Origin of the sequence: Janthinobacterium sp. FW305-128, from assembly GCF_020858135.1 — a bacterium.
In the GTDB taxonomy this organism is placed as follows: domain Bacteria; phylum Pseudomonadota; class Gammaproteobacteria; order Burkholderiales; family Burkholderiaceae_D; genus Janthinobacterium.
Genome location: NZ_JACYMK010000012.1, coordinates 68,810 through 91,331 on the forward strand (window position 1 = coordinate 68,810; position 22,522 = coordinate 91,331).

General features: G+C 62.4%; 23 protein-coding genes. 14 read left to right on the forward strand and 9 right to left on the reverse strand.

From position 1 onward, the window contains the following. The first annotated feature begins 203 nt into the window (after window positions 1-203). The 5 genes from IGS60_RS23015 to rpoH all read left to right on the forward strand — a co-directional run bounded on the left by IGS60_RS23015 (window position 204) and on the right by rpoH (window position 5,350). Window positions 204-1,145, forward strand: a complete 942-nt coding sequence (locus IGS60_RS23015) for a MerR family transcriptional regulator (protein ID WP_230506317.1) — start codon at window positions 204-206, stop codon at window positions 1,143-1,145. A gap of 164 nt (window positions 1,146-1,309) precedes the next feature. Then, window positions 1,310-2,365 (forward strand): signal recognition particle-docking protein FtsY, encoded by a 1,056-nt coding sequence (gene ftsY, locus IGS60_RS23020; RefSeq protein WP_230506318.1) that lies wholly within the window; start codon window positions 1,310-1,312, stop codon window positions 2,363-2,365. Between the two features lie 8 nt (window positions 2,366-2,373). Further along, complete coding sequence (locus tag IGS60_RS23025) at window positions 2,374-3,117, forward strand: cell division ATP-binding protein FtsE (RefSeq protein ID WP_070222516.1); 744 nt, start codon at window positions 2,374-2,376, stop codon at window positions 3,115-3,117. Next, window positions 3,114-4,034, forward strand: coding sequence for a permease-like cell division protein FtsX (gene ftsX, locus IGS60_RS23030; protein ID WP_070222518.1), 921 nt, complete (start codon window positions 3,114-3,116; stop codon window positions 4,032-4,034). The genes IGS60_RS23025 and ftsX overlap by 4 nt, the downstream gene beginning before the upstream one ends. A 416-nt stretch (window positions 4,035-4,450) precedes the next feature. Further along, on the forward strand, window positions 4,451-5,350 hold the full coding sequence (rpoH, locus tag IGS60_RS23035; RefSeq protein WP_170932923.1) for an RNA polymerase sigma factor RpoH: 900 nt from the start codon (window positions 4,451-4,453) through the stop codon (window positions 5,348-5,350). Between the two features lie 89 nt (window positions 5,351-5,439). On the opposite strand, the gene IGS60_RS23040 is transcribed toward rpoH, so the two are convergent. After that, the gene (locus tag IGS60_RS23040) at window positions 5,440-5,706 is read right to left on the reverse strand and encodes a hypothetical protein (RefSeq protein WP_230506319.1); all 267 of its coding nucleotides are present in this window, start codon (window positions 5,704-5,706) and stop codon (window positions 5,440-5,442) included. Between the two features lie 177 nt (window positions 5,707-5,883). Between IGS60_RS23040 and IGS60_RS23045 the strand changes: the two genes are divergently transcribed. After that, window positions 5,884-6,336, forward strand: a complete 453-nt coding sequence (locus IGS60_RS23045; protein WP_070222524.1) for a hypothetical protein — start codon at window positions 5,884-5,886, stop codon at window positions 6,334-6,336. A 3-nt stretch (window positions 6,337-6,339) separates the two neighbouring features. Here IGS60_RS23045 and IGS60_RS23050 read toward each other — a convergent pair whose 3' ends face one another. Beyond that, a complete protein-coding gene (locus tag IGS60_RS23050; protein ID WP_230506320.1) occupies window positions 6,340-6,687 on the reverse strand; it encodes an antibiotic biosynthesis monooxygenase in 348 nt (115 codons plus the stop codon). Beyond that, complete coding sequence (locus tag IGS60_RS23055; protein WP_230506321.1) at window positions 6,684-7,790, reverse strand: cytochrome P450; 1,107 nt, start codon at window positions 7,788-7,790, stop codon at window positions 6,684-6,686. The genes IGS60_RS23050 and IGS60_RS23055 overlap by 4 nt, the downstream gene beginning before the upstream one ends. 76 nt (window positions 7,791-7,866) lie before the next feature. Here IGS60_RS23055 and IGS60_RS23060 point away from each other — a divergent pair, with 76 nt between their 5' ends. The 5 genes from IGS60_RS23060 to IGS60_RS23080 all read left to right on the forward strand — a co-directional run bounded on the left by IGS60_RS23060 (window position 7,867) and on the right by IGS60_RS23080 (window position 13,933). Next, on the forward strand, window positions 7,867-8,565 hold the full coding sequence (locus IGS60_RS23060) for a helix-turn-helix transcriptional regulator (protein WP_230506322.1): 699 nt from the start codon (window positions 7,867-7,869) through the stop codon (window positions 8,563-8,565). Next, window positions 8,562-9,287 carry an ABC transporter ATP-binding protein gene (locus IGS60_RS23065; RefSeq protein WP_230506323.1) on the forward strand — a complete coding sequence of 242 codons (726 nt, stop codon included), beginning with the start codon at window positions 8,562-8,564 and terminating at the stop codon, window positions 9,285-9,287. Before IGS60_RS23060 ends, IGS60_RS23065 begins: the two co-directional genes overlap by 4 nt. Continuing rightward, a complete protein-coding gene (locus IGS60_RS23070; RefSeq protein ID WP_230506324.1) occupies window positions 9,284-11,566 on the forward strand; it encodes a CPBP family intramembrane glutamic endopeptidase in 2,283 nt (760 codons plus the stop codon). The genes IGS60_RS23065 and IGS60_RS23070 overlap by 4 nt, the downstream gene beginning before the upstream one ends. Before the next feature lie 84 nt (window positions 11,567-11,650). Beyond that, the gene (locus tag IGS60_RS23075; protein ID WP_230506325.1) at window positions 11,651-13,291 is read left to right on the forward strand and encodes a patatin-like phospholipase family protein; all 1,641 of its coding nucleotides are present in this window, start codon (window positions 11,651-11,653) and stop codon (window positions 13,289-13,291) included. Window positions 13,292-13,435: 144 nt separating this feature from the next. Then, window positions 13,436-13,933 (forward strand): zinc ribbon domain-containing protein, encoded by a 498-nt coding sequence (locus IGS60_RS23080; protein ID WP_070290123.1) that lies wholly within the window; start codon window positions 13,436-13,438, stop codon window positions 13,931-13,933. 93 nt (window positions 13,934-14,026) lie between these two features. Here IGS60_RS23080 and IGS60_RS23085 read toward each other — a convergent pair whose 3' ends face one another. The 5 genes from IGS60_RS23085 to IGS60_RS23105 all read right to left on the reverse strand — a co-directional run bounded on the left by IGS60_RS23085 (window position 14,027) and on the right by IGS60_RS23105 (window position 17,496). Beyond that, complete coding sequence (locus tag IGS60_RS23085; protein ID WP_034784905.1) at window positions 14,027-14,245, reverse strand: hypothetical protein; 219 nt, start codon at window positions 14,243-14,245, stop codon at window positions 14,027-14,029. A gap of 80 nt (window positions 14,246-14,325) precedes the next feature. Beyond that, entirely contained in the window at window positions 14,326-14,907 is a 582-nt protein-coding gene (locus tag IGS60_RS23090) for a TerD family protein (protein WP_070222539.1), read from the reverse strand. Between the two features lie 39 nt (window positions 14,908-14,946). Next, window positions 14,947-15,642: a TIGR00266 family protein gene (locus IGS60_RS23095; RefSeq protein ID WP_230506326.1), complete on the reverse strand. Its 696-nt coding sequence runs from the start codon at window positions 15,640-15,642 to the stop codon at window positions 14,947-14,949. 73 nt (window positions 15,643-15,715) lie between these two features. Next, the gene (locus tag IGS60_RS23100; RefSeq protein WP_070222543.1) at window positions 15,716-16,291 is read right to left on the reverse strand and encodes a TerD family protein; all 576 of its coding nucleotides are present in this window, start codon (window positions 16,289-16,291) and stop codon (window positions 15,716-15,718) included. Between the two features lie 131 nt (window positions 16,292-16,422). Next, window positions 16,423-17,496: a DUF475 domain-containing protein gene (locus tag IGS60_RS23105; RefSeq protein ID WP_230506327.1), complete on the reverse strand. Its 1,074-nt coding sequence runs from the start codon at window positions 17,494-17,496 to the stop codon at window positions 16,423-16,425. 115 nt (window positions 17,497-17,611) lie between these two features. Here IGS60_RS23105 and nhaR point away from each other — a divergent pair, with 115 nt between their 5' ends. From nhaR to IGS60_RS23120, 3 genes are all read left to right on the forward strand, one after another. Beyond that, complete coding sequence (gene nhaR, locus IGS60_RS23110; protein WP_070222547.1) at window positions 17,612-18,526, forward strand: transcriptional activator NhaR; 915 nt, start codon at window positions 17,612-17,614, stop codon at window positions 18,524-18,526. 123 nt (window positions 18,527-18,649) lie between these two features. Further along, window positions 18,650-19,984, forward strand: coding sequence for an MFS transporter (locus tag IGS60_RS23115; protein WP_230506328.1), 1,335 nt, complete (start codon window positions 18,650-18,652; stop codon window positions 19,982-19,984). A gap of 119 nt (window positions 19,985-20,103) precedes the next feature. Beyond that, on the forward strand, window positions 20,104-21,444 hold the full coding sequence (locus tag IGS60_RS23120; RefSeq protein ID WP_230506329.1) for a hemolysin family protein: 1,341 nt from the start codon (window positions 20,104-20,106) through the stop codon (window positions 21,442-21,444). On the opposite strand, the gene IGS60_RS23125 is transcribed toward IGS60_RS23120, so the two are convergent. Then, window positions 21,445-22,521, reverse strand: coding sequence for an AI-2E family transporter (locus tag IGS60_RS23125; protein WP_230506330.1), 1,077 nt, complete (start codon window positions 22,519-22,521; stop codon window positions 21,445-21,447). Window position 22,522 lies beyond the last annotated feature (1 nt).

Below are 22,522 nucleotides of genomic sequence, written 5' to 3' on the forward strand. Positions count from 1 at the left end.
AGTACACCTGTATTAAATTTGTCCTGGACAAAACGAGCCTCATGGATAATCGATGAAATATTGATTTATGTCAATGAGCGCCCTCGGCCGTTCCACAACTTATACGTCGGCAATTTCCAATCGGATTCAGCTATTTGGTCCGGGGCGGCGGAAGGCGTAAAATGCACTCCACGTTCTTTTTGGCATGCGAGCAAGCCCCTGGTATGGATACTGACCTGCAACCTACTTCCGCCTTCAGCATCAGCGATGTCGAGCGCGATACCGGGCTGGCCAAGGAAACCTTGCGTGTCTGGGAGCGCCGCTACGCTTTTCCCCAGCCTCAGCGCGACGCCTTTGGCGAGCGCAGCTACCCGGCCGAGCAAGTGCAGAAGTTGCGCATGGTCAAGCGCCTGCTGGACCTCGGCTTTCGTCCGGGAAAAATCATGCAGCACAGCACCGTGCAACTGCAGCAGCTGGCCAGCGCCGGCAGTGCGGCGCCGTCAACGCCGCCCCCGCAGCTCGAACACTACCTGTCGCTGTGCCGCGGCCACCAGATGGCGGAACTGGGTGACGCCCTGCGCCAGGCGCTGGCCGTGCTGGGCTTGAAAGCGTTCACCATCGACGTGATCGCCCCCCTGACGGGCATGGTGGGCGAGGCATGGGCTTGCGGCGACCTGGCCGTGTATGAAGAGCATCTGTATAGCGAAACCTTGCAAACGGTGATGCGCCACGCCATCTTTTCCCTGCCGCAGGCAAGCAGCCCATCGACGCGCACGCCGCGCATCGTGCTCAGTACCTTGCCGCAGGAGCGTCATGGCCTGGGGCTGCTGATGGCCGAGGCGCTGTGCGCGGCGGCGGGCGCCCATTGCATGTCGCTGGGAGTGGAAACGCCGCTGACGGACATCGTCGCGGCCGCCCGCGCGCAGCGAGCCGATATCGTGGCGCTGTCGTTTTCCAGCGCCAGCAAGCAGCGGCAGACGCGCGACAGCCTGCAGCAACTGCATGCGAACTTGCCGCCAAGCATGGAATTGTGGGCAGGGGGACGCAGTCCCGTGCTGTACAAGCAGCCCCCTTCTTTCCTGCATGTGCTGGACTTGCGGCAAGTCGACGAAAGCATCGCCGACTGGCGCCGCCGCCACCAGGCGCTGGCCCTGCAAACGCATTGAACCCGTTGAAAAGCGCGGCAACTGCGGCGATCTCCGTGGATAGGCACGCAATGTTGCCAATCGAACAGTAAAGCATGAAGGGCCGGGCGCGCTCTGGTAGAATAGCCCGTAACACAGTGTCCGGCGCCGCCGGGCCTTAGGTCAGCACCCGCCACCACACATCCATGTTTAGTTTCTTCAAGAAAAAACCCATCGCTCCCGAGGCCGCACCAGCCGAGCCCCTCGTCCTTCCCGCCACGCCGCCCGCACCGCAGCCAGCCGCTACGCCCCTGAGCGGCGCGCCGGCCGAGCTCGTGCCCGTGGTCGTGGCCGCCGAACCCGAGAAAAAATCGTGGATGACGCGCCTGAAGGCGGGCCTGTCGAAAACCTCGAACACCTTGTCCGTGCTGTTCGTCGGCGCGAAGATCGACGACGCCCTGTACGAAGAGCTGGAAGCGGCGCTGCTGATGTCCGACGCGGGCATCGACGCCACCGAATTCCTGCTCACGGAATTGAAGAAAAAGGTCAAGGAAGACAAGCTGCTCGACGCAGCCGCCGTCAAGGCCGCGCTGAAAGTGCTGCTGATCGAGCTCCTGAGCCCGCTGGAAAAGCGCTTCGAGCTGGGCCGCCACAAGCCGCTGGTGATGATGATTTCCGGCGTCAATGGCGCCGGCAAGACCACCACCATCGGCAAGCTGGCCAAGCACATGCAGTCGAACAACCAGTCCGTGCTGCTGGCCGCGGGCGACACCTTCCGCGCCGCCGCGCGCGAGCAGTTGATGGTCTGGGGCGAACGCAACAACGTCACCGTGATTTCGCAAGAATCGGGCGACCCGGCCGCCGTGGCCTACGACTCCGTGCAATCGGCGAAGGCGCGCGGCATCGACGTGGTCATGGTCGACACGGCCGGCCGCCTGCCGACGCAGTTGCACCTGATGGAAGAATTGAAGAAAATCAAGCGCGTGATCGGCAAGGGCATGGAGGGCGCACCGCATGAAACCCTGCTCGTCATCGACGGCAACACGGGTCAGAACGCCCTCACGCAAGTGAAGGCGTTCGACGATGCCCTGCAGCTGAGCGGCCTGGTGATCACCAAGCTGGACGGTACCGCCAAGGGCGGCGTGCTGGCGGCGATTGCCCGCGTGCGCCCCGTGCCCGTGTATTTCATCGGCATCGGTGAGAAAATTGAAGACTTGCAGCCTTTCGTGGCTGCCGAATTTGTCGAAGCGCTGCTCGGATAAGCCTATACATGATTGAATTTCAGCACGTCTCCAAGCAATACTCCCCCGACGCCGTGGCGCTCAGCGACATTTCGCTCAGTATTGCCAAGGGCGAGCTGGTCTTCCTGGCCGGCCCGTCCGGCGCCGGCAAGTCCACCTTGCTGAAAATGATCGCCGCCATGGAACGCCCCACGTCGGGCAAGCTGATCGTCAATGGCCAGGACATGGCGAAGATCAAGCCGGCCGGCGTGCCGTTTTTGCGCCGTAACATGGGCCTGATCTTCCAGCAGCAAAAACTGCTGAACGACCGCTCCATCCTGGCCAACGTCATGCTGCCGCTGCTCGTCGTCGGCGCGCATAAAGTTGCCGCCGAGCAGCGCGCGCGCGCCGCGCTCGACAAGGTGGGATTGCTGGACCGCGCCATGGCGCGTCCGCTGTCGCTGTCGGGCGGCGAGCAGCAGCGCGTATCGATCGCGCGCGCCATCGTCAACCGGCCGCAGATCATCCTGGCCGACGAACCGACAGCCAACCTGGACCGCGCCAGCGCCAACAAGGTGCTCGACGCCCTCAAAGCATTCCACTCGGTGGGCGTGACTTGCCTCATTTCCAGCCATGACGAACAGATGCTCGACGCCGCCGCCCGCGTGATCCACCTGAAGAACGGCCAGCTGGTCGCCATCGACAAGGCCACGCAGGCGCCCGTCTTCGCGCCGCCCGATCCCGATTTCGCGCCCGCCCCCGACCAGGACGATGCGCAGGGAGAACAGGCATGAGAGGCTGGTTCCGCCAACACCGCTTCGCCCTCGGCTCGGCGCTGATTCACTTACGCAAGTCGCCAGGCGGCTTTTTACTGAACGTGCTCGTCGTCGCCATCGCCCTGTCGCTGCCGTTCGCCGGCTTGACCATGCTCGACAATGTGCGCCCCATGTCGGAACAGATGTCCGTCGACCCGGAAATCAGCGTCTTCCTGAAGATCGACACGCCGCGCGAGCAAGCCGTGGCCCTGGCCAGCGCCATGCGCAAGATCGTCGGCGAGCAAAAGGCAAAGATCGTCTTCATCCCGCGCGAACAGGCGCTCGATACGCTGAAGAACAAGAACGGCCTGGCCGACGTACTGAGCACCCTGGGCGACAATCCCCTGCCCGACAGCTATGTGCTGAAACTCGACGCCTTCAGCAGCGCCAGCGAAGCGCAGGATGTCGATGCCGTGGCGGAACAGCTGCGCCACCTGCCGGGCGTGGAATCGGCGCAAGTCGATTCGGCCTGGGTCAAGCGTCTGGCGGCCCTGCTGGGCGTGCTGCGCCTGGTGCTGCTATTGCTGGCCATCACCCTGGGCGTGGCCGTCATCGCCGTGGTCTTCAATACCATCCGCCTGCAAGTGATGCAGCAGCGCGATGAAATCAGCATCTCGAAACTGATCGGCGCCACCGATACTTTCATCCACCGCCCCTTCTATTACACGGGTGCCCTGCTGGGCCTGTGCGCCGGTGCGCTGGCGCTGGGCGCCGTGGCGCTGGCCTTGCAGCCGCTCAATACCGCGATTGCCGAGTTTGCACGCCTGTATGCGTCCGAATTTCAGCTGGTGCCGCTGGCGCCGCTGCCGATGGCCGGCTTGCTGGCCGTCAGCGCCGGCCTGGGCCTGATCGGCGCCTTCCTCTGCGTACAGCGCCACCTGGCGCGCCTGAACTGACCTTCCTTTCCATGGCGGCGCTCCTGGCGCCGCCATGCGCCTCGCCATCCCCATCTGCTGTTATCTTGATATTTAGCAAGTATTCTTAAGGCTCGCTTCAGCCAGAGGCCGTAGACTAGCCATGTTGTCGTGAAGCGGCCTGCAGTGCTGTTCAGATCGCTGTTCAGACATATTTATCAAGCATTCATTCGCCATAGTATTTAGGCTATCAGGACGATTAAATGTGCTGATTGGCACTCTCAGGCAGAGAGTGCTAATATAGGGACATACCAACAGCAGAACCGCCATGGACGCCAGATGAAGATGGTGCCGCGATCTGCAAAGTGCAAGACCGAATACGCAAAACAGAACAGACAATCAGGCCACATCGTGTGATGTGGCCAACTGGAACACAGCAAGACTACGAGGGAGAAAACATGACTATGATGTCCGCAACATCCGCATTGGTTCCGACCAAAAGTAATGCGCTGGGCCTCGGGTTCACTGGCAATCTGGGCAATATCGACGCCTATATTTCGGCCGTGAACCGTCTGCCCATGTTGACCCATGACGAAGAAATTTCGCTGGCAAAACGCCTGCGTGAAAAAAATGACCTGGCCGCCGCGCAAGAACTGGTGCTGTCGCACCTGCGCCTGGTGGTCTCGATTGCCCGCGGCTATCTGGGCTATGGCTTGCCGCACGCCGACCTGATTCAGGAAGGCAATATCGGCTTGATGAAAGCCGTGAAACGCTTCGATCCCGACCAGGGCGTGCGCCTGGTGTCGTACGCCATGCACTGGGTGAAAGCCGAGATGCACGAGTACATCCTGAAAAACTGGCGTCTGGTCAAGGTTGCGACGACGAAGGCACAGCGCAAGCTGTTCTTCAACCTGCGCAGCCACAAGACGGGCCTCGACGCGATGACGCCGAAACAGATCGATGCGCTGGCCAAGCTGCTCGACGTGAAGCGCGAAGAAGTGATCGAAATGGAAACGCGCTTGAGCGGCCGCGACATCGCGCTGGAGTCGCCGACCGACGATGAAGACGACAAGTTTTCGCCGATCGCCTACCTGTCGTCGGAGCAAAGCGAGCCGACCAAGGTACTGGAAGCGGAACAAGTGACGCGCCTGCAATCGGAAGGCCTGGAAACGGCCTTGTCGAAGCTGGACGCCCGTTCGCGCCGCATCATCGAAGCGCGCTGGCTGGCCAACGACGACGGTTCCGGCGCCACGCTGCACGCGCTGGCGGAAGAGTTCGGCGTATCGGCCGAGCGCATCCGCCAGATCGAAGTGGCGGCGCTGAAGAAAATGAAGGGCGCCCTGGCGGCCTACGTGTAATCGAAAGCAATGCCGCAATGCAAAAGGCGCCGCAAGGCGCCTTTTAGTTTTATAAATGATATTTATCAACAGATAAACATTGTCAGCCTTTATGCTGCAACCAAGCCCTTGGTGATCAGCTCGGCGACCAATTCATTCAGATCCGCGCCGCGCTCCTTGGCCAGGGTCTGCAATTGCAACACCAGATCGCTGTTCAGCTTGACGGCGAACGGCACCAGGCCCAGCGCCTGATCGCGCTTGCGCTGCTCGCGGCGGTCGACGACCACCGCTTCCTTACCGAATGCACCGGCGCCGGGAACATTCATCTTTCCCATCAGTTTCTTGGCATCGCTTTTGGCCAGGTCGGTTTTTTTCATGGTTGTTTCCTGATTTTCAAAACAGCCATTCTACGCAGTAATCGGCGCGCCGCGTGGCCGGCGCGTCAATTCATCGGCAGCGCGCCAATAGTGCGCCAGAAAAATATCATTTTGTTATTATCATTTTCATCCCACGCGTGGACGCCACGCCGGGACGCTCTACCTGAAAGGAAAAACATGCACTATCTACATCAATCGTACCGAACGTGGTTGTTACCCTTGTTCATCGCCTGCCTGGCCGTGCTGGCGGGCTGCGGCGCGGCTGGCAGCGCCGGCGACGCGGAAAACACGCCGCGCAGCGTCACCCACGTGCTCTCGCCGGGCGAACAGGTCGCCATCACGGCCACCGATACCCTGAAACTCGAGCGCGTCAACGACAGCCGCTGCCGCAAGGGCGCCGTGTGCGTGTGGAAAGGCTACGTCAGCTACAGTTTCAGTTTGCTCAACAGCGCGGGCGCCACCGATATCGTCTTGTCCGAGTCCATGCCCGGCGCCGCCAGCTCCGTGACCGTCAACCACCTGACGTTCACCCTGCTCGACGTCGATCCGGCCACGCCGCCCGCCCTGGACGCAGCCGCGCCCACCTACCGGGTCAAGGTAAAAATCACGCAGGGTGCCCTGCCCCGCTAAGCATCAGACATCGTGGCGCTGGCGGCTGTCGGTCGGCGCCTGTTGCCGCTCCAGCATACCGTAATCACGCACCACGCCGGCGATGCGCAGCCGGTAATCGTCGAACACGCCATGCCGGCCCGCCGATTGCGCCGCGCGGTGCGCTTCCAGCTGCCGCCACTGCGCCAGTGCCGCTTCGTCGCGAAAGAAAGACAGCGACAGCAGTTTGCCTGGCTCGCTCAGGCTGCTGAAGCGCTCGATGGAAATGAATCCATCGACTTCAGCGAGCAAGGGACGCAGCGCGGCCGCCAGGTCCAGATACTGCTGGCGTCCTTCGGCGCTGGGCCAGACTTCGAAAATCACGGCAATCATGCTCTTTCTCCAGTGTTGAAAACGGGGATGCGGGCATTCAGCGAAGACCGGTACGACCAGGCCAGCGGCATGTCTTCCAGCCCGTCGGCCCATGCCTGCAGGCATGCCGTGGCAATCGTCTGCGCGATGGACTGGCCCGGACAGGCGTGGCGGCCATGGCCAAAACCCGACTCCGCCTGGCCGGCGCTGGCCAGCACGACGATGATCGTCTGCCCGGCCGGTATGCGCACGCCGGGCAATTCCACGGCATCGCCCGTGTAGCGGCGCGTGTTGTGGATCGCGGGGTCATGCCGGCTGACCTCGCGCAGCAAAGCCGGCCATCGCTGGGGTGCGGCGCGCAGTTGCGCGAACAACTGCGGCTGCGTGCACAAAGCGACCGTGGCATTGCCCAGCAGACCTGCCGTGGCGTCACACGTCTGCAACAGCAAGCCCACAAGGTTGGCCAGCACGCCGCCAGACGCCTGCCAGCCGACGGCATACGCCCCGGTCACGATGTCGTGCAGCAAGCTGCCGGGCAAGGCATCCGCCTCGCGCAGCAATACGGTAAAACCGTGCAGCAAGGCATCGGCCGCTTGCTGCGCGCCGGCCAATTCTTTCCCATTGCTCAGCGGCGACAAACAGGCGACAAAGTCGCGCGTCCAGGCGGCCAGCGCCGGCCATTGCGCTGGCGCAAAGCCCAGCAAGTCCGCCATGGCGAACAGGGGCAGCTCAACAATCGCCTCGTTCAGCTGCGCGGCGCTGTCGGGAACGCGGTCGCCGGCAATCTGCATCACCCGTCCATGCAGGCGCGCCAGGTCCACCTGGCCCAGCGCGCGCGCCAGCACCTGTTTCGGTACGGCATGCCGCTCGCCCTCGTTCATGCGCACCAGTTCGGCAAAGATGGCGCCGCACGGCGTGCCTGCCAGCGTATCCGGTACCGGCTGGCCTGCCGGGCGCACGCGGCAAGCAGGATGCTCGAGGACGGCCTGTACGCCAACGGCCCCCGTTGCCAGCCAGCAATCGAGCGACGCCTCGAAACGCAGGGGCGGGCCTTCCGCCAGGCGGCGATAGTAGTCATACGGCGCCGCGTGGGTGACGGCGGAAAAAGGGTCGGCGAGCGGCATGCGCATTCCATTGCAGTGATGTGGGGACACGAGTATGCTGGTCCTTCCACCACAACACTTCGCCCACGGACGAATCATGGATAACAAACTTCCCTCTGCCGACATGGGCCTGGCGCAACTGGCCGGCGCCATCGCCGAACCGGCCCGCGCGCGCATGCTGTGCAGCCTGCTCGATGGCCATGCGCGCACGGCCACGGAACTGGCCACCTTGGCCGAGGTAGGCGCCTCGACGGCCAGCGCCCATCTGGCGCGCTTGCGCGACGACGGTTTGCTGTCGATGCTGGCGCAGGGCAAGCACCGCTACTACCGTCTGGCCAGTACGGAGGTGGCGCGGGCGCTGGAAGCGCTGCTGGTGGTGGCCGGCGTGCCCGCAACGCCGTTTACACCCTCCACGCCGGACCGCTTGCGCCATGCGCGCACCTGCTACGACCACATGGCCGGCACGGTCGCCGTCGCCATGCACGACCAGTTGCACGCGCAAGGCTGGCTGCTCGACGATGATGGCGAAGGCGAATATTGCCTGTCGGAAGCAGGCGCGGACGGCATGGCGGCGCTGGGCATCGACGTGCCGCAATTGCAGCGCCAGCGCCGCCGCTTCGCCTGTGCCTGCCTGGACTGGAGCGAACGGCGCGCCCATTTGGGCGGGGCGCTGGGGGCGGCCCTGCTGCAGCTGGCCCTGCGCCGGCGCTGGGCCGAGCGCGAACTCGACAGCCGTGCCCTGCGCCTCACGCCCGATGGCGAGCGGCGCCTGCTGGCCGCCCTGGGGGCACCATGATCAGCTTCGAAGGTTTTTCCAAACAGTACGGCACGTTCGAGGCCGTCAAGCCGCTGACCTTACAAGTGGGCAAAGGAGAGGTCTTCGGCTTCCTGGGCCCGAATGGGGCGGGCAAAACCACCACCATCCGCATGCTGATGGGCATCCTCGTGCCCAGCAGCGGGCGCGTGCTGATCGATGGCCTCGATTGCCACCGCGATGGCGCCGCCGTCAAGCGCAAGGTCGGCTATCTGCCCGACAATCCCATCTTCTACGATTATTTGCGAGGACGTGAAATCCTGCAATTCGTGGCCGAAATGCATGGCTATCCACGCGCCGAGGCGGCCACGCGCACGGCGCGTCTGCTGACGGAATTCGGCCTGGACGAGGCGAGCGAGGATTTCGCCGTCAATTATTCGCTGGGCATGAAGAAAAAGCTGGGCCTCGCGTGCGCGCTGATCCACGATCCCGCCGTGCTGATCCTCGATGAACCGATCAACGGCCTCGACCCGCGCGCGTCGCGCGACGTGCAGGAACGCTTGCTGCGCATCGCCGCGGCCGGCACCACCATTTTTGTTTCCACGCATTTGCTCGACATGGCGCAAAAGCTGTGCAGCCGGGTTGCCATCATCCACCGTGGCGCCCTGGTCGCCACGGGCAGCCTGGACGAGATCCGCCAGCAGCTGTCCAGCGACGGCAGCCTGGAAGACCTCTTTTTGCAACTCACCGACGAAACCGCATGACACCGGCGCCGCCCACCGCCTGGCGCGCCGTCTGGCTGCTGACCCGATTGCGCCTGCAGCGCCTGCTCAACGTCAGCGGCAAGGGCTTGGCGTTCCATCGGGGAGGCAAGAGCCGGCCCGCCACGCCAGGAAAGAAACGAGGACGCTGGCTGCTGGGCGCGCTGCTGGTCTTGCCCATGCTATTTGCCTCCGGCAATATCGCCCGCCACAACCTGCTGAACATGCATTGCCTGCTCGACCAGGTGACCGTTTGCCAGGCCAAGGGCAGCCTGCAGGCGGGCGAGCGCGTGATGGCGCCCGTCATCGCCCACTTGATCGAGCAACCGTTCAGTGCGGCGCTGGCGGGCGCCCTGACCTTGCAATTGGCGCTGCTGTGGCTGGTGAGCCTGCTGCTGCCGCTGGGCATGGGAGAACTGTCGAAGCCGGACTGGGACCTGGAATGGCTGGTCACCCTGCCCGTCGACAAGGGCACCCTGCTGTGGGCGCGCGTGCTCGAACGCACGCTGGTCAACCCGCTCGGCCTGCTGGTGCTGTGGCCCGGCACCACCATGATCGCCTGGTATTCGGGCCAGGGCTGGTTTTCGCCGCTGTCGGGGCTGTTTGCCTGCCTGCTCCTGCTGGCCTTGGCAGCCATGTTGCGTACCCTGATCGACACGGGCTTGCGCCTGTCGCTCAGTCCTGCGCAGCTGGGCAACTTGCAGGCCCTGCTGTCGGTGGCCGGCCTGTTTCCCATGTATATGGGCATGTCGTTCGGCATGGGTACGGGCGGCTTTGCCCACGCGTGGGCGGCGGCCATGCCGGCCTGGACCGGCTGGACGCCGCCGGGCCTGCTGGTGAGTTTGCTCAATGCCCAAGGTGCGGCAGCAGCCTTGCCGGCCGTCCTGCTGCTGGCGCAATGCCTGTGCTTGATGCTGCTGGGCATGGCCCTGCTGCGCCGCCAGCTGCGCCACGGCGTGGTGGGCGCGGGCCAGCGCGAGGCCGGCCGCAAGCGCTCCCCTGCGAACCAGTCCGCTGGCAAGTGGCGCGTCCGCCCCGGCACGGTGATCCAGCGCCGCGAGCTGACTTTGCTGCTGCGCGACCGTAATTTTCTCGTGCAAACCCTGTTGCTGCCTTTGCTGATCCTCGGTGGCCAGGCCCTGTTCTCGGGCCATGCGCGCGACCTGCACGAGCTGCTGTCCAGCCCCGTCTTGCTGGCCTCTACCGGCTTTTTCCTCGGCACTTATGTGCTGATGATGTCGGCCTTCCAGACCCTCAACAAGGAAGGCGGCGCGCTGTGGCTGCTGTACACGTTTCCCGTCGCCGTCGACCAGGCGCTGCGGCAAAAAGCCCAGCTGTGGGCCGCGCTGGCCCTGCTCTACCCCTTGATCCTGTTCAGCGCGGCGCTGGCCTGGCAAGACGCCTGGCGGTGGGACATGGCGGGTTTGATGCTGCTGGCCCTGGCCGGCATCCCCCTGTACTCGGCGATCGCCGTGGCGCTGGGCGTGTTTGCCAGCGATCCGCTGGCCACCGAAGCGGCGGTAAAGATACGGCCGGCCTACACCTATCTATACCTGCTGCTGACCGGCCTGTACATCGCCGCGCTGGCGGCCGGCAGCCTGGCGCAGCAACTGGTGTTTGTCGTGCTGACGGCGGCGCTGGCCGTGGCCCTGTGGCAAAAAGCACGCGATGCGCTGCCCTACCTGCTCGACCCGTCCGCCTCGCCGCCGGCCAGGGTCACGGCAGCCGACGGCCTGATCGCCGCCATGCTGTTTTTTATTCTGCAAATCCTGCTGTTGATCCTGCTCAAGGACAAGGTGGCTGGCGTGCTCACGTATGTGCTGCTGCGCCTGGTCTACTGGCGCAGCAAGACGGCCGGCGTGCCAGGCATGACACGAGGCCGGCACCCCTGGCGCTGGGGTACGGCAGGCGCGGCCGTATCGGCTCTCTGCGGCATCGCCTGCACGCTCGTGCTGCAAGCACCTGCGGCGGCAGCGGGCGGCAGTTCGTGGGACAGCCTGTGGCTGCTGGCCCTGGGCGTGCTGGCCGCGCCCCTGTGCGAGGAATTCATTTTCCGCGGCTTGCTGCAGGGCGGCTTGCGCCGTTCACTGCCGGCCTGGCAGGCCATCGCCATCGGTGCCGCCCTGTTTGCCATCGTGCATCCGCCCGTGTCCATGCTGCCTGCCTTCGTGCTGGGCCTGTGCGCGGGCCTCGCGTACGAACGCAGCGGCGCGCTGCTGGCGCCCATGCTGGTACACGCGGGCTACAACGCCGCCCTCCTCGCATATCAGCTGCATGCTTAATCACCAGCAAGTTTGCTAGAATCGCACACGTTTCCGTCCGTATCCCAACCAATGACTACGCACAGATCACGCATGAAGCCACGCTTGTTCGCACCATTTATCCTCGTCGCGCTGCTGAGCGGCTGCACGGTACTCGCCCTGCGCCCCAACAGCGGCGTGGAAAACCGCACGTTCACCGTGCAGGAAGCCCCGCGCCTGCGCATCGACGCGCCCAAGGCGCGCATCCAGAACCCGATGCCCAACGACCACTTCATCGGCATCGCCCTGTCAGGCGGGGGCAGCCGCGCGGCCAATTTCTCGGCCGCCTCGCTGGAGCAGCTGGAGCAGTTCGGCCTCGTCAGCGGCGCCTCGGCCATCTCCGGCGTGTCCGGCGGCGCCATCGCGGGCGGCTACTATGCCTTGCATGGCAGGCAGACGGATTGGCCTTTGCTGCGCAGCAAGCTGAAAACGGATTTCTTTGGCCAGACCATTTTGAAACCGGCCAACCTGACGACGATGTTGTTGACGAACAAGACGCGCACGTCCTTCCTGTCCGACGTATTCGACGATGTGCTGTACGACAAGAAAACCTACGAGGACTTGCCGCACGACGGCCCCATCTTCCTGGCCAACGCGACGGACGCCACCGATGGCGGCAAGCGCGTGGTGTTTTCTTATGAGTATTTTTACGGCACCCTGCATTCGCCGATCCAGGATATCCGCCTGGCCACGGCCGTGGCCACCTCGGCCGCCTTTCCCGGCGTGTTCGATTCCGTCACCTTCGAGCGTTTCCGTCCGAAAAATACGTTCGTGCCGGAACTCGGTTCCGAGTCGCGCGAATCGCCGTCCTATGTCCACCTGTTCGATGGCGGCGCGGCCGACAACCTGGGCGTGGAAACCCTGTGGGACGTGGCCCTGACGCAGCTGTACGGCAACGACATGGCCGTCGTGCCGCCGCGCCTGAACAGCAAGCCCTTCATCCTCATTTCCATCGACGCCAACGCGCCCAATTCCAGCGCCGTGTTCGAAAAGATGTCGGACGAGCGCCAGCCGCTGGACCGCATCTTCAACAAGAATATCTACGATGCCGTCGACGCCCTGTTCTCGCGCCAGCGCAAGGAAAATCTCGTCAAGATGGGCTTTGGGCAAGCCCGCTTCGATACCATCACGCATGAAAACTTTGGCGACCTGAGCCAGAAATTCGTCAAGAGCAAGCGCACCTCGGCCTTTGCCATTCCCGTGCTGTGCCGTCCCCACCTGGGCCAGTACCGCTGCGAAGTCGATGCGGCCGATCCCCTGCCCGGCCAGATCCGCACGCGCCTCGAAGGCTTTGCCTGGCATATTTCCATCGACCAGATCGCCTCGCTGGCGCTGCGCCTGTCCAGCGGCGACGCCCAAGTCGACATTGCCCGCAAGGAAGAGCGCGCCGCCCTCGTCAAGCTGCAACGCCTGGCCACGCAGACGAAAACCCATCTGAAACTGACGGGGCCGGAAAATTGCAGCCCGGACGTCCTGCAATCGGCGCTGTACAGCGCCGCGCGCGTGCTGATCCTCGACGACGAGGAATCGCGCTTCGCCCTGTGCGACTACATGTTGGCGGGCAAACTGATCAATGACGACACGGTCTGCAAGCAGCGCTACGTGCACGCCGTGCCCCGCTTCGCCATCGAAAGCGAAGATTTGCAATACCGCAACTTGAGTTCGGACGGCAATTCCGTGAACGTGCCGATACGCTGCAAGAAATGAGCTGCCTGTCACGACAAGGGTAACTCTTGATTGTAATCAAGACAGCCATGACGTCGACGAAGAAGAATGCACTGTACGGCTGTTGCGGGAGATAAACCCATGCACCGCAGCCGCCTGGTCACCATTCATCGTGAAGGATAGCCCATGTTTTGCACGGCATGCGGGACGCAGCAAGCGGAAGGCAAGACGCACTTTTGCGCCAACTGTGGCGCGCGCAGTGACGCCGCCGAGGCACTGCCTGCCGGTGTGGCTGGCTGGAGCTGGGGTGCCTTCCTGCTGAACTGGATATGGGCGATCGGCAACCGCACGTGGATAGGCTTACTCGCACTGATCCCCTACGTTGGCATCGGGGTTGCCATCTGGCTGGGCATCAAAGGCCGTGAGATGGCCTGGAAAAATGGAAAATGGCAAAGTGTTGAACACTTCAACCTGGTACAACGAAAGTGGTCGCAATGGGGCATCGGTCTTACGCTAGTCATCGGCGTGATCAGCCTGTTGCTGTCTTTCGCCTTACTCGTATCGTGGTCGAAAGACATGAAGCGCGTTGACGCCAGCACCGTCGACACCCTGCTGGCGGCAGCGGAAACGTCCTCGCAAGAGGCCGCACAAGCGGCAATATGCCCAGCCGAAAGCGATGAGTAGCGCCTCGCACGCGCACAAAAAAGCCCGCACGATCGCTCGTACGGGCTTTAGCGCAAGGATTCCTGGCGCCCGGTTGATTTAGATCAATCGACCTTAAATCAAGCGACTACGCCTGCGCATGTAGCTGCGGCTTAACGCACCTTCCAGTTCCTGCTCCGTTTTATGCTGGTTCACCGTGTACAGGGCCCACAGGGCCGCCGGCGCCCAGCCGATCACAGTGCACTGCAAGATCAAGGCGGCGGCACCGGCCAGCGGGCGCCCCAGCATGAAAAACGTGAGACACGGAAGTAGCAAGGCTATCAGCAATCGCATCACGACATACTCTCCTTCAAAATAGAGCAGCGGACAAGGGCCGGTATCCGGTCCGTCCCCCGCCCGCTGCGTACTGCTCCTTATAGATGCACTGAGATTTGGGGCATCAGGTCGTCAAACGTGCGACCGTTGCCGTTTTCTCCGATGGCGTGCATCTTCCATTCGCCGTTATGGCGGTACAGCTTGGCCATGATCTGTGCCGTGTGGGAACCTTGCACAGACAGGTTGAAACGCGCGACTTCCTGGTTATTGCTCGCATTCAAGATGCGGCAATAGGCGTTTTCCACCTGCGAGAAGTTCTGGCCAGTAAAGCTGTTGACGGTGAAGACCAGGCTTTTCACATGCGCCGGCACCTTCGACAGATCGACATTGATCTGTTCGTCGTCGCCATCGCCCGCGCCCGTGCGGTTGTCGCCCGTGTGGACAATGCTGCCGTCCTTGCTTTTCAGCTGGCGGAACCAGACGATGTCGGACGTGCCCTTGTTCTCGTCGAACATGATGCACGAGGCGTCCAGGTCGACGGCTTCCGTCTTCGAACCGAAACCAAGGAAACCCTTGGTCTTGGCCGCATCCCAGCCCAGGCCCATGGTGATACGGGTCAGGGTGGTACCAGCTTCTTTGTCCAGAGAAATCTTCTGGCCCTTGCTCAAATTGACAGACATACGCATAGCTCCTGTTTGCTTGGTTACATCAAATATTAGTTACGCCGGCTTGCTTTGCGTCCAGGCGAGGAAGGCCGCGCGGTTGCGCGAGCACACGAGGATTTTTCCCGTGCCTGAAAATTTCAGTACTACGCCTTCGCCGCTGGTCTGGCTATTGATCAAATTGCCCAGAAAGCCGCCGCTGCTGCCGGTCGTGATGGAAATTTCGTATTGCAGGCGGTTGTCCCAGCATACGACGTGCGAATTGTCGATCACCACGTCCTTGCCAGGCGTCACTTCCAGTTCCGACATCGCGCCAAAACCGGACACCGCCAACTGGCCGCTGCCTGCCGTCTCGGTGATGAAAAAACCACCGCTCTGGGCAAACAGCGCATTGCCAAGGCTTTGCGTGCGCACCTTCAATTCCACGCCAGACGTGGCCGCCACGAAGGCGCCGTCGCTGATCATGTATTGCTGGGTGCCAACCTCGAGCACCCGCATCGCGCCGGGCAAGGTGGGCGACAGCAGACAGTCGCCGTCGCCCCGCATGGCCTCGATATGCTGCTGAAAGAACGATTCCCCGTTGGCAAAGGTGCGCATCAGCGCAGCGCCTATGCCGCCCGTCATCTTGCCTTTCAGCTCAAGATTGGTTTCCATCATCACCATCGCATCGGATTCGCAATAAATCTTCTCGCCCTTGGCCAGCGACACATGCAGAAACGGGTCGACGTCCCCTGTTACATTAAAAACCGGCATTCAACTGTTCCTTCCTCAACGATGATGGTGATGGCGGCGGCCCGCGCTGCGGACCGCCTTGATTATTTACAACTTATACGCCGACGCCGAACGATGCTGCGAGTGGGCCCAGACCGCCTTTATATCCCTGGCCGATAGCCTTGAATTTCCAATCGCCGCCGTTGCGGTAGATTTCGCCGAAGACCATCGCCGTTTCCGCCGAGCCGTCTTCCGACAGGTCGAAGCGGGCGATTTCCGTGTTGCCGTTGGCGTTGACGCAACGCACGTACGCTTTCGATACCATACCAAAGTTTTGCTTGCGCGCTTCGGCATCGTGAATCGTCACGCAGACGGCGATCTTGTCGATCTCGGCCGGCACCGTGGCCAGGTCTACGACGACGGTTTCATCGTCGCCATCGCCGGCGCCCGTGGTGTTGTCGCCCGAGTGGGTGACGGAACCGTCGCTCGACTTCAGGTTGTTATAGAAAATCATGTCGACGTCGGCGCGAACCTTGCCGTCGGCCTTCAACAGGAATACGGAACCGTCGATGTCGAACGCGGCGCCATCGGTGGCGCGGGCATCCCAGCCCAGGCCGATGATCATCTTCGAAATGCCGGGGGCTTCCTTGCTCAGGTTGACGTTGCCGCCTTTTTGCAGACTGATTGCCATGATGTATTTCTCCTATGTGGGTTGTATATGACCAAACACCTGGCGTCCTCCACCGGCCTGACTCCCCAGGCCGGCGGCGACGCTTGCTGCAACTTGCCGACAAACGGGTGTAGTCGTTTGCCGCGCATTCTTTACACTGCCTTGACCGCTTCCAGCGCTTCCGTCCGGCCTTCTTCGAGGGCCATCCTGCGCTTGTAGCGGATCGACGACCACAGCGAGGCGAGAATGAAGGCCACCCCAATCAGACCCGTGAAAATCTCGGGAATGTGGAACTTCATGCTGACCAACATGATCACGGCCAGGATACCGATCGCATAGTGCGCGCCGTGCTCCAGATAAACGAACTCGTCGAGCGTGCCCTTGCGCACCAGGAACACCGTCATCGAACGCACGAACATCGCGCCGATTGCCAGGCCCAGCATGATGATCACGACATCCTTGGTGATGGCAAACGCGCCGATCACGCCGTCAAAGCTGAACGAGGCGTCGAGCACTTCCAGGTACAGGAAGCCGCCAATACCGCCGCGCTTGATGATGTCGCCCATGTTGCCGTCGCCGTTGTCGCCTTCCAGCAAACCGCTGATCACATCGACGCCCACGTAGGTCAGGATGCCCCACAGGCCGGCCGTCAGGACCACCAGCTTCTGGCCTTCTTCGATCATCGACAGGCTGGCCATCAGGGTACCGAGCGCGATCATCACGGAAATCGACGAAATCTTGCCCAGCGCACCCAATTTTTCTTCAATACGACCCAGCCAGTGCGTTTCTTTTTCCGAGTCCAGCAGGAAGTTCAGGAAGACCAGCAGCAGGAAAATGCCGCCGAATGCCGCCACTTCCGCGTGGTGATTCGTCAGGTGCATCGAATACTGTTCCGGATTGCTCAGTGCCAGATTCCATACTTCCAGCAAGCCCAAGTCCGCCGCTTGCGCCACGATGACCAGCGGGAACAGCAGACGCATGCCGAACACGGCGATGATGATGCCCACGCCCAGGAACAGGTTTTGCCAGAACTTGTCCCAGTTCTTCAGCACCGAGGCGTTGACCACCGCGTTGTCGAACGACAGCGAGACTTCCATCACGCCCAGGATCACCGCGATACCGAGCGCCGCCAGCATCGTCTGCACGCCACCGTGCGTGTAACCCCACCAGGCGGAAATGCCCAGGCAGATAAATGTCACTAGAAATGACACTCTGAAATGTTTCATCGATAGTTCCCCGTTATCTAGATTTAATGAAACATAGTATAGGGACATGTCACACATTTAAAAATAGAAGATAATGGAAGTATTACTTCGTAAAAACAGAAGATAGGATATCGCGATGAAAACCACGGGCTTCAATTACCGCCATTTGTACTTTTTTTGGGTCGTCGCCAAGGAAGGCGGCGTGACGCGCGCGGCCGAACGGCTGGGATTGGCCGTGCAAACCATCAGCACCCAGCTGGCCCTGCTGGAAAAGGAACTGGGCCGCTCCCTGTTGCAGCCGCAGGGACGCCGCCTGGTGCCGACGGAAGCGGGCCGGCTGGCGCTCGGCTATGCGGACCAGATTTTTTTGCTGGGCGAGCAGATGCAGGATGCGCTGGCCGATACGGACGCGGAAAAGATGCGTTTGACGGTGGGCATTTCCGATTCCCTGCCGAAACTGATGGCCTACCGCATGCTGGACGCCACGCGCAGCCTGGACCAGCCCGTCAAGCTCGTGTGCCTGGAAGACGAATTTGAATCCTTGCTGGCCGACCTGGCCCTGCACAAGCTGGACCTGGTGTTGACGGACCGCGCCGTGCCCGCCGGCGCCAGCCTGCGCGTGTCCAGCCACCTGTGGGGCGAAAGCGCCATGAAACTGTTCGGCATCCCCGCGCTGGCCGCACAATACCGCGACAACTTCCCGCACAGCCTGCATGGCGCGCCATTCCTGCTGCCGGCGCGCAATAACGCCTTGCGCGGGCGCATCGATGAATGGATGGTGCAGCAAGGCGTGCGGCCCGATGTGGTCGGTGAATTCGAGGACAACGCCATGCTCAACGCCTTCGGCCGCAAGGGCCTGGGCCTGTTCTTCGCCCCGGCCAGCCTGGCGGCCGATATCGAGGAGCAATTCGGCGCCGTGCTGGTCGGCGACGCCTCATCCCTGCGCGAACAGTTTTATGTCATTTCAAACGAACGCAAGATCATGCACCCGGCGCTGGACGTCATCCTGGCCGCCATCCAGGGCCAGCCAAAGATTCACAAGGAAAGCTGATAAATCCATTCGAAAATAACGTTTGAATAATCAATCAAAAGCGATTGTAATAAAGCCTGAGACAAACACGCGCCCCTCCCTCGCCGGCAGGGGGCGATCACCATAAAAAACAGGAGCATCACCATGTCCACGGCAGGCAAGACGATCGATATTCCCGATCTCATCAATAACAACAGGATCGGCTCCTTCCAGATCGGCATGCTGATCCTGTGCGGGCTGTGCGTCATCATGGATGGCTTCGACGTGCAGGCGATGGGCTATGTGGCGCCCGCCATTATTGCCGATTGGCATGTCAGCAAGGCCAACCTCGGCCCCGTGTTTGGCGCGGGCCTGCTGGGCATGCTGGTCGGCTCGCTCGTCTTCAGCATCACGGCCGACAAGTTCGGCCGCCGTCCCGTGCTGATCGGCTCGACCATCTTCTTCGCCCTGTGCATGCTGGTCACGCCGCTGGCGACGAACATCGAACAATTGCAGCTGATCCGTTTTATCACGGGACTGGGCCTGGGCGCCGTGATGCCGAACGCCATGGCGCTGGCGGGCGAATACAGCCCCCTGCGCAAGAAAGTCACCCTGATGATGCTCGTCTCGTGCGGCTTTACCCTGGGCGCCGTGCTGGGCGGATTATTGTCCGCCGCGCTGATTCCCGCCTTCGGCTGGCAATCCGTGTTTTACGTGGGCGGCGTGGTGCCGCTGGTGATCGGCGTGCTGATGTTCTTCCTGCTGCCCGAGTCGATGCAATTCCTGGTGCTCAAGAAACGCAAGCTGGATAAAGTCGCCAAGTGGCTCAAACGCATCGATCCAACGGTGACCATCACGGCCGACACGCAATACGTCGTGCATGAGAAGGAACACAAGGGCGCGCCCGTGCTGCAATTGTTTACGGGCGGCCGCGCGAAGATGACGATTCTGTTGTGGGTCATCAATTTCATGAACTTGCTGAACTTGTATTTCCTGTCGAACTGGTTGCCGACGATCGCCAAGGAAGCGGGCCTGTCGACGGCCAATGCCGTGCTGGCGGGCACGGCCCTGCAAGTGGGCGGCACCATCGGCACCCTCGTCATGGGCCAGCTAATCGACCGCTCCAGCTTCCGCCGCATCCTGCTGCCGTGCTTTTTGGTCGCTGCCGTGGCCATTGCCCTGATCGGCCGTCCCGACGTGTCGTTGGCGTTCCTGTTCATCACCATTTTCATCGCCGGTTTCTGCGTGGTAGGCGGCCAGCCTGCCGTCAACGCCCTGGCGGCCAGCTACTATCCGACCACCCTGCGCTCGACGGGCATCGGCTGGAGCCTGGGCGTGGGCCGCATCGGCTCCATCATCGGCCCCGTGCTCGGCGGCGAGCTGATCCGCCTGAACTGGCCCAACAGCACGATTTTCCTCGTCGTCGCCATCCCCGCCATCGTCTCGGCCGTCATGGTGTTTGCCATGCGCGGCGGACCGCAAACGGCGGCCAAAGGCTGAAAAGCGTGAAAAACCCGCCGCGCGCGCCCGCCTGCACGGGCGGGGCGCGCGGCTAAATTAGGCTATGGCGGCCTTCGTCGTTTAAGATGACGTTTTAACAGCCCATCTTTTGCGCCCCCATGCACAATGTCTTGCTAGTCCTGCTCGCCCTCTTCCTGGTCGCGCTGAACGGTTTTTTTGTTGCCGCCGAGTTTGGCATCGTCACCTTGCGGCGCACGCGCATCCGCGCCATCGCCAAGACGCAAGGGCTGCGGGGCCGCATCCTGGCCAAGGTGCATGGCCAGCTGGACGCCTACCTGTCCGCCTGCCAGCTGGGCATCACGCTGGCGTCGCTGGGCCTGGGCTGGGTCGGCGAACCGGCATTTGCCGGCTTGCTCGAGCCGCTGTTCGGCGCCATGGGCGTCACCTCGCAAGAGCTGATCCACGGCATCTCCTTTGTCCTCGCCTTCAGCGTGATTTCCTTCCTGCATATCGTCGTGGGCGAACTGGCGCCCAAATCGATGGCCATCCGCAACCCGGAAGCCGTCGGCCTGTGGAGCGCGATTCCCCTATACGGCTTTTACTGGACCATGTATCCCGCCATCTACCTGCTCAACGCCAGCGCCAACTGGGTGCTGCGCCTGGCGGGCCTGTCCGGCAAGGGCGGCCACGATGCCCACTATTCGTCCGAAGAATTGAAACTGATCCTGCGCACCAGCCAGCCCGGCGAAAAGTTTACGCGCGACGAGCGCAACATCCTGGCGCAGTCGCTCGATTTCGAACAAATGACGGTATCGGACCTGATGCGCCCGATCAATGAAGTGATCGCCCTGCACGCCTCGAACACATTGGAAGAAAACCTCGACACGGTGCTGCGCAACCGCTTCAGCCGCTACCCGTATTTCGACACGAATGAAGACGACGTGCTGGGCGTGGTACACCTGAAAGACCTGTTCTTTGCCCAGCAGGCAGGCAAACCGATCACCTCGCTCACGCCGTTTCTGCGTCCCGTCGACATCATTTCCGCGCGCACGCCCGCGCTGGAACTGTTCCGGCGCTTTCGCGACGGCGCGCCCCACTTCGCCCTGATCGGCGAAAAGGGCAAGCGCCCGCTGGGTTTCATCACCCTCGATAACTTGCTCGGCGCCATGGTCGGTGAAATCCGCGATGAATTCCGCCGCAATGAAAACGACTGGCTCAAGCAAAGCGACGGCACCCTGATCGGCAAGGCCAGCCTGCCCATCTTCTCGCTCGAACGCATCCTCGGCATCGATATCGAAAACGAGGAACTGGGGCTGGACGACGTGGAATCGGTGGGCGGCTTGATCATGGTCAAGCTGGGCGACATCCCCAAGCAGGGCCAGCGCATCACCTTCGTCGACTTCGACATCGTCGTCAAGAAGATGAACGGGCCCCGCATCGTGCTGATCAAGGTAATCCCGAAACAGGAACGCGATCTCGATGCGGACTTGCGCGACTGATTACTTCTTCAAGGTAATCGTATCTTTGCCCTGCGGCACGGTGGTTTCGCCCACCGTCCACGTTTGCAACAGGCTGTACAGCACCGCCAGCAAGGTCGGGCCGATAAAGATGCCGACGAAGCCGAAGGCCAGCACGCCGCCCAGCACGCCGAGCAACACCAGCAAGAACGGCAGGCTGCTGCCGCGGCTGATCAGCATGGGTTTGACCACATTATCAACGCCGCTGATCAGCAGCGCCCCCCACACCAGCATGAAAATGGCCCAGCCCGTCTGGCCGTCTGAAAACAGCCAGATGGCGGCACCGCCCCAGATCAGCGGTGGGCCGACGGGGATCAGCGAAAAAATGAAGGTGGCCACGCCCAGCAGCGCGACGGCCGGCACGCCGGCGATCAGGAAACCCACCACGGCCACCAGCGCCTGCGCCAGCGCCGTGCCCAGCAAGCCGTACATGACGCCGCGCACGGTGCGGCTGATGGTCAGCCCCACGCCGGGTGCGCTGTCGCCGATGATGCGGCCGGCGCCCGTCATCAAGGCACGGCTCAGCTGCTGGCCGTCGCGGTAGAGGAAGAAGCTGACGAACACGGCCAGGCTGGTCTGCGCCAGACCCGTGCCCAGCAGGATGCCGCCGGAAGCGAGGAAGTGGCGCGCCGGCTCCAGCATCGTCTTGCCCAGATTCAGTAATTCCTCGCGGTCGGCGAGCAGGCGCTCTACGTAGCCGGCGATGGTTTCGCCCACCACGGGAATGCTGGCCAGCCAGGCCGGCGGATGCAGGCCGCCCGCTTCCAGCGCGGCGCGCAACTGTTCATAGATGCGCGAGACGTTATCGGCCAGGTTGTAGGTGACGAGGGCCAGCGGCAGCACGATGACCAGGAGCAATGACAGGGTCATGATGGCGGCCGCCCAGTTGCGCCGGCCTTTCAGGCGGTCGAGCAGGAGGAGATACAGGGGCCAGCTGGAAATGCCCACGCAGGCGGCAAACAGCATGGCGGCGAGGAAGGGCCGCAAGACGAAAAAGCAGCCGATCAACAAGAAGATGATGGCTGCCAGGCGGGCGTGCGGCTCGAAACGTTTATCCATG

Coding starts and splice junctions, on each gene's coding strand:
- IGS60_RS23015 (WP_230506317.1), top strand. CDS start 204: ATGGATACTGACCTGCAACCTACTTCCGCCTTCAGCATCAGCGATGTC.
- ftsY (WP_230506318.1), top strand. CDS start 1,310: ATGTTTAGTTTCTTCAAGAAAAAACCCATCGCTCCCGAGGCCGCACCA.
- IGS60_RS23025 (WP_070222516.1), top strand. CDS start 2,374: ATGATTGAATTTCAGCACGTCTCCAAGCAATACTCCCCCGACGCCGTG.
- ftsX (WP_070222518.1), top strand. CDS start 3,114: ATGAGAGGCTGGTTCCGCCAACACCGCTTCGCCCTCGGCTCGGCGCTG.
- rpoH (WP_170932923.1), top strand. CDS start 4,451: ATGACTATGATGTCCGCAACATCCGCATTGGTTCCGACCAAAAGTAAT.
- IGS60_RS23040 (WP_230506319.1), bottom strand. CDS start 5,706: ATGAAAAAAACCGACCTGGCCAAAAGCGATGCCAAGAAACTGATGGGA.
- IGS60_RS23045 (WP_070222524.1), top strand. CDS start 5,884: ATGCACTATCTACATCAATCGTACCGAACGTGGTTGTTACCCTTGTTC.
- IGS60_RS23050 (WP_230506320.1), bottom strand. CDS start 6,687: ATGATTGCCGTGATTTTCGAAGTCTGGCCCAGCGCCGAAGGACGCCAG.
- IGS60_RS23055 (WP_230506321.1), bottom strand. CDS start 7,790: ATGCCGCTCGCCGACCCTTTTTCCGCCGTCACCCACGCGGCGCCGTAT.
- IGS60_RS23060 (WP_230506322.1), top strand. CDS start 7,867: ATGGATAACAAACTTCCCTCTGCCGACATGGGCCTGGCGCAACTGGCC.
- IGS60_RS23065 (WP_230506323.1), top strand. CDS start 8,562: ATGATCAGCTTCGAAGGTTTTTCCAAACAGTACGGCACGTTCGAGGCC.
- IGS60_RS23070 (WP_230506324.1), top strand. CDS start 9,284: ATGACACCGGCGCCGCCCACCGCCTGGCGCGCCGTCTGGCTGCTGACC.
- IGS60_RS23080 (WP_070290123.1), top strand. CDS start 13,436: ATGTTTTGCACGGCATGCGGGACGCAGCAAGCGGAAGGCAAGACGCAC.
- IGS60_RS23085 (WP_034784905.1), bottom strand. CDS start 14,245: ATGCGATTGCTGATAGCCTTGCTACTTCCGTGTCTCACGTTTTTCATG.
- IGS60_RS23090 (WP_070222539.1), bottom strand. CDS start 14,907: ATGTCTGTCAATTTGAGCAAGGGCCAGAAGATTTCTCTGGACAAAGAA.
- IGS60_RS23095 (WP_230506326.1), bottom strand. CDS start 15,642: ATGCCGGTTTTTAATGTAACAGGGGACGTCGACCCGTTTCTGCATGTG.
- IGS60_RS23100 (WP_070222543.1), bottom strand. CDS start 16,291: ATGGCAATCAGTCTGCAAAAAGGCGGCAACGTCAACCTGAGCAAGGAA.
- IGS60_RS23105 (WP_230506327.1), bottom strand. CDS start 17,496: ATGAAACATTTCAGAGTGTCATTTCTAGTGACATTTATCTGCCTGGGC.
- nhaR (WP_070222547.1), top strand. CDS start 17,612: ATGAAAACCACGGGCTTCAATTACCGCCATTTGTACTTTTTTTGGGTC.
- IGS60_RS23115 (WP_230506328.1), top strand. CDS start 18,650: ATGTCCACGGCAGGCAAGACGATCGATATTCCCGATCTCATCAATAAC.
- IGS60_RS23120 (WP_230506329.1), top strand. CDS start 20,104: ATGCACAATGTCTTGCTAGTCCTGCTCGCCCTCTTCCTGGTCGCGCTG.
- IGS60_RS23125 (WP_230506330.1), bottom strand. CDS start 22,521: ATGGATAAACGTTTCGAGCCGCACGCCCGCCTGGCAGCCATCATCTTC.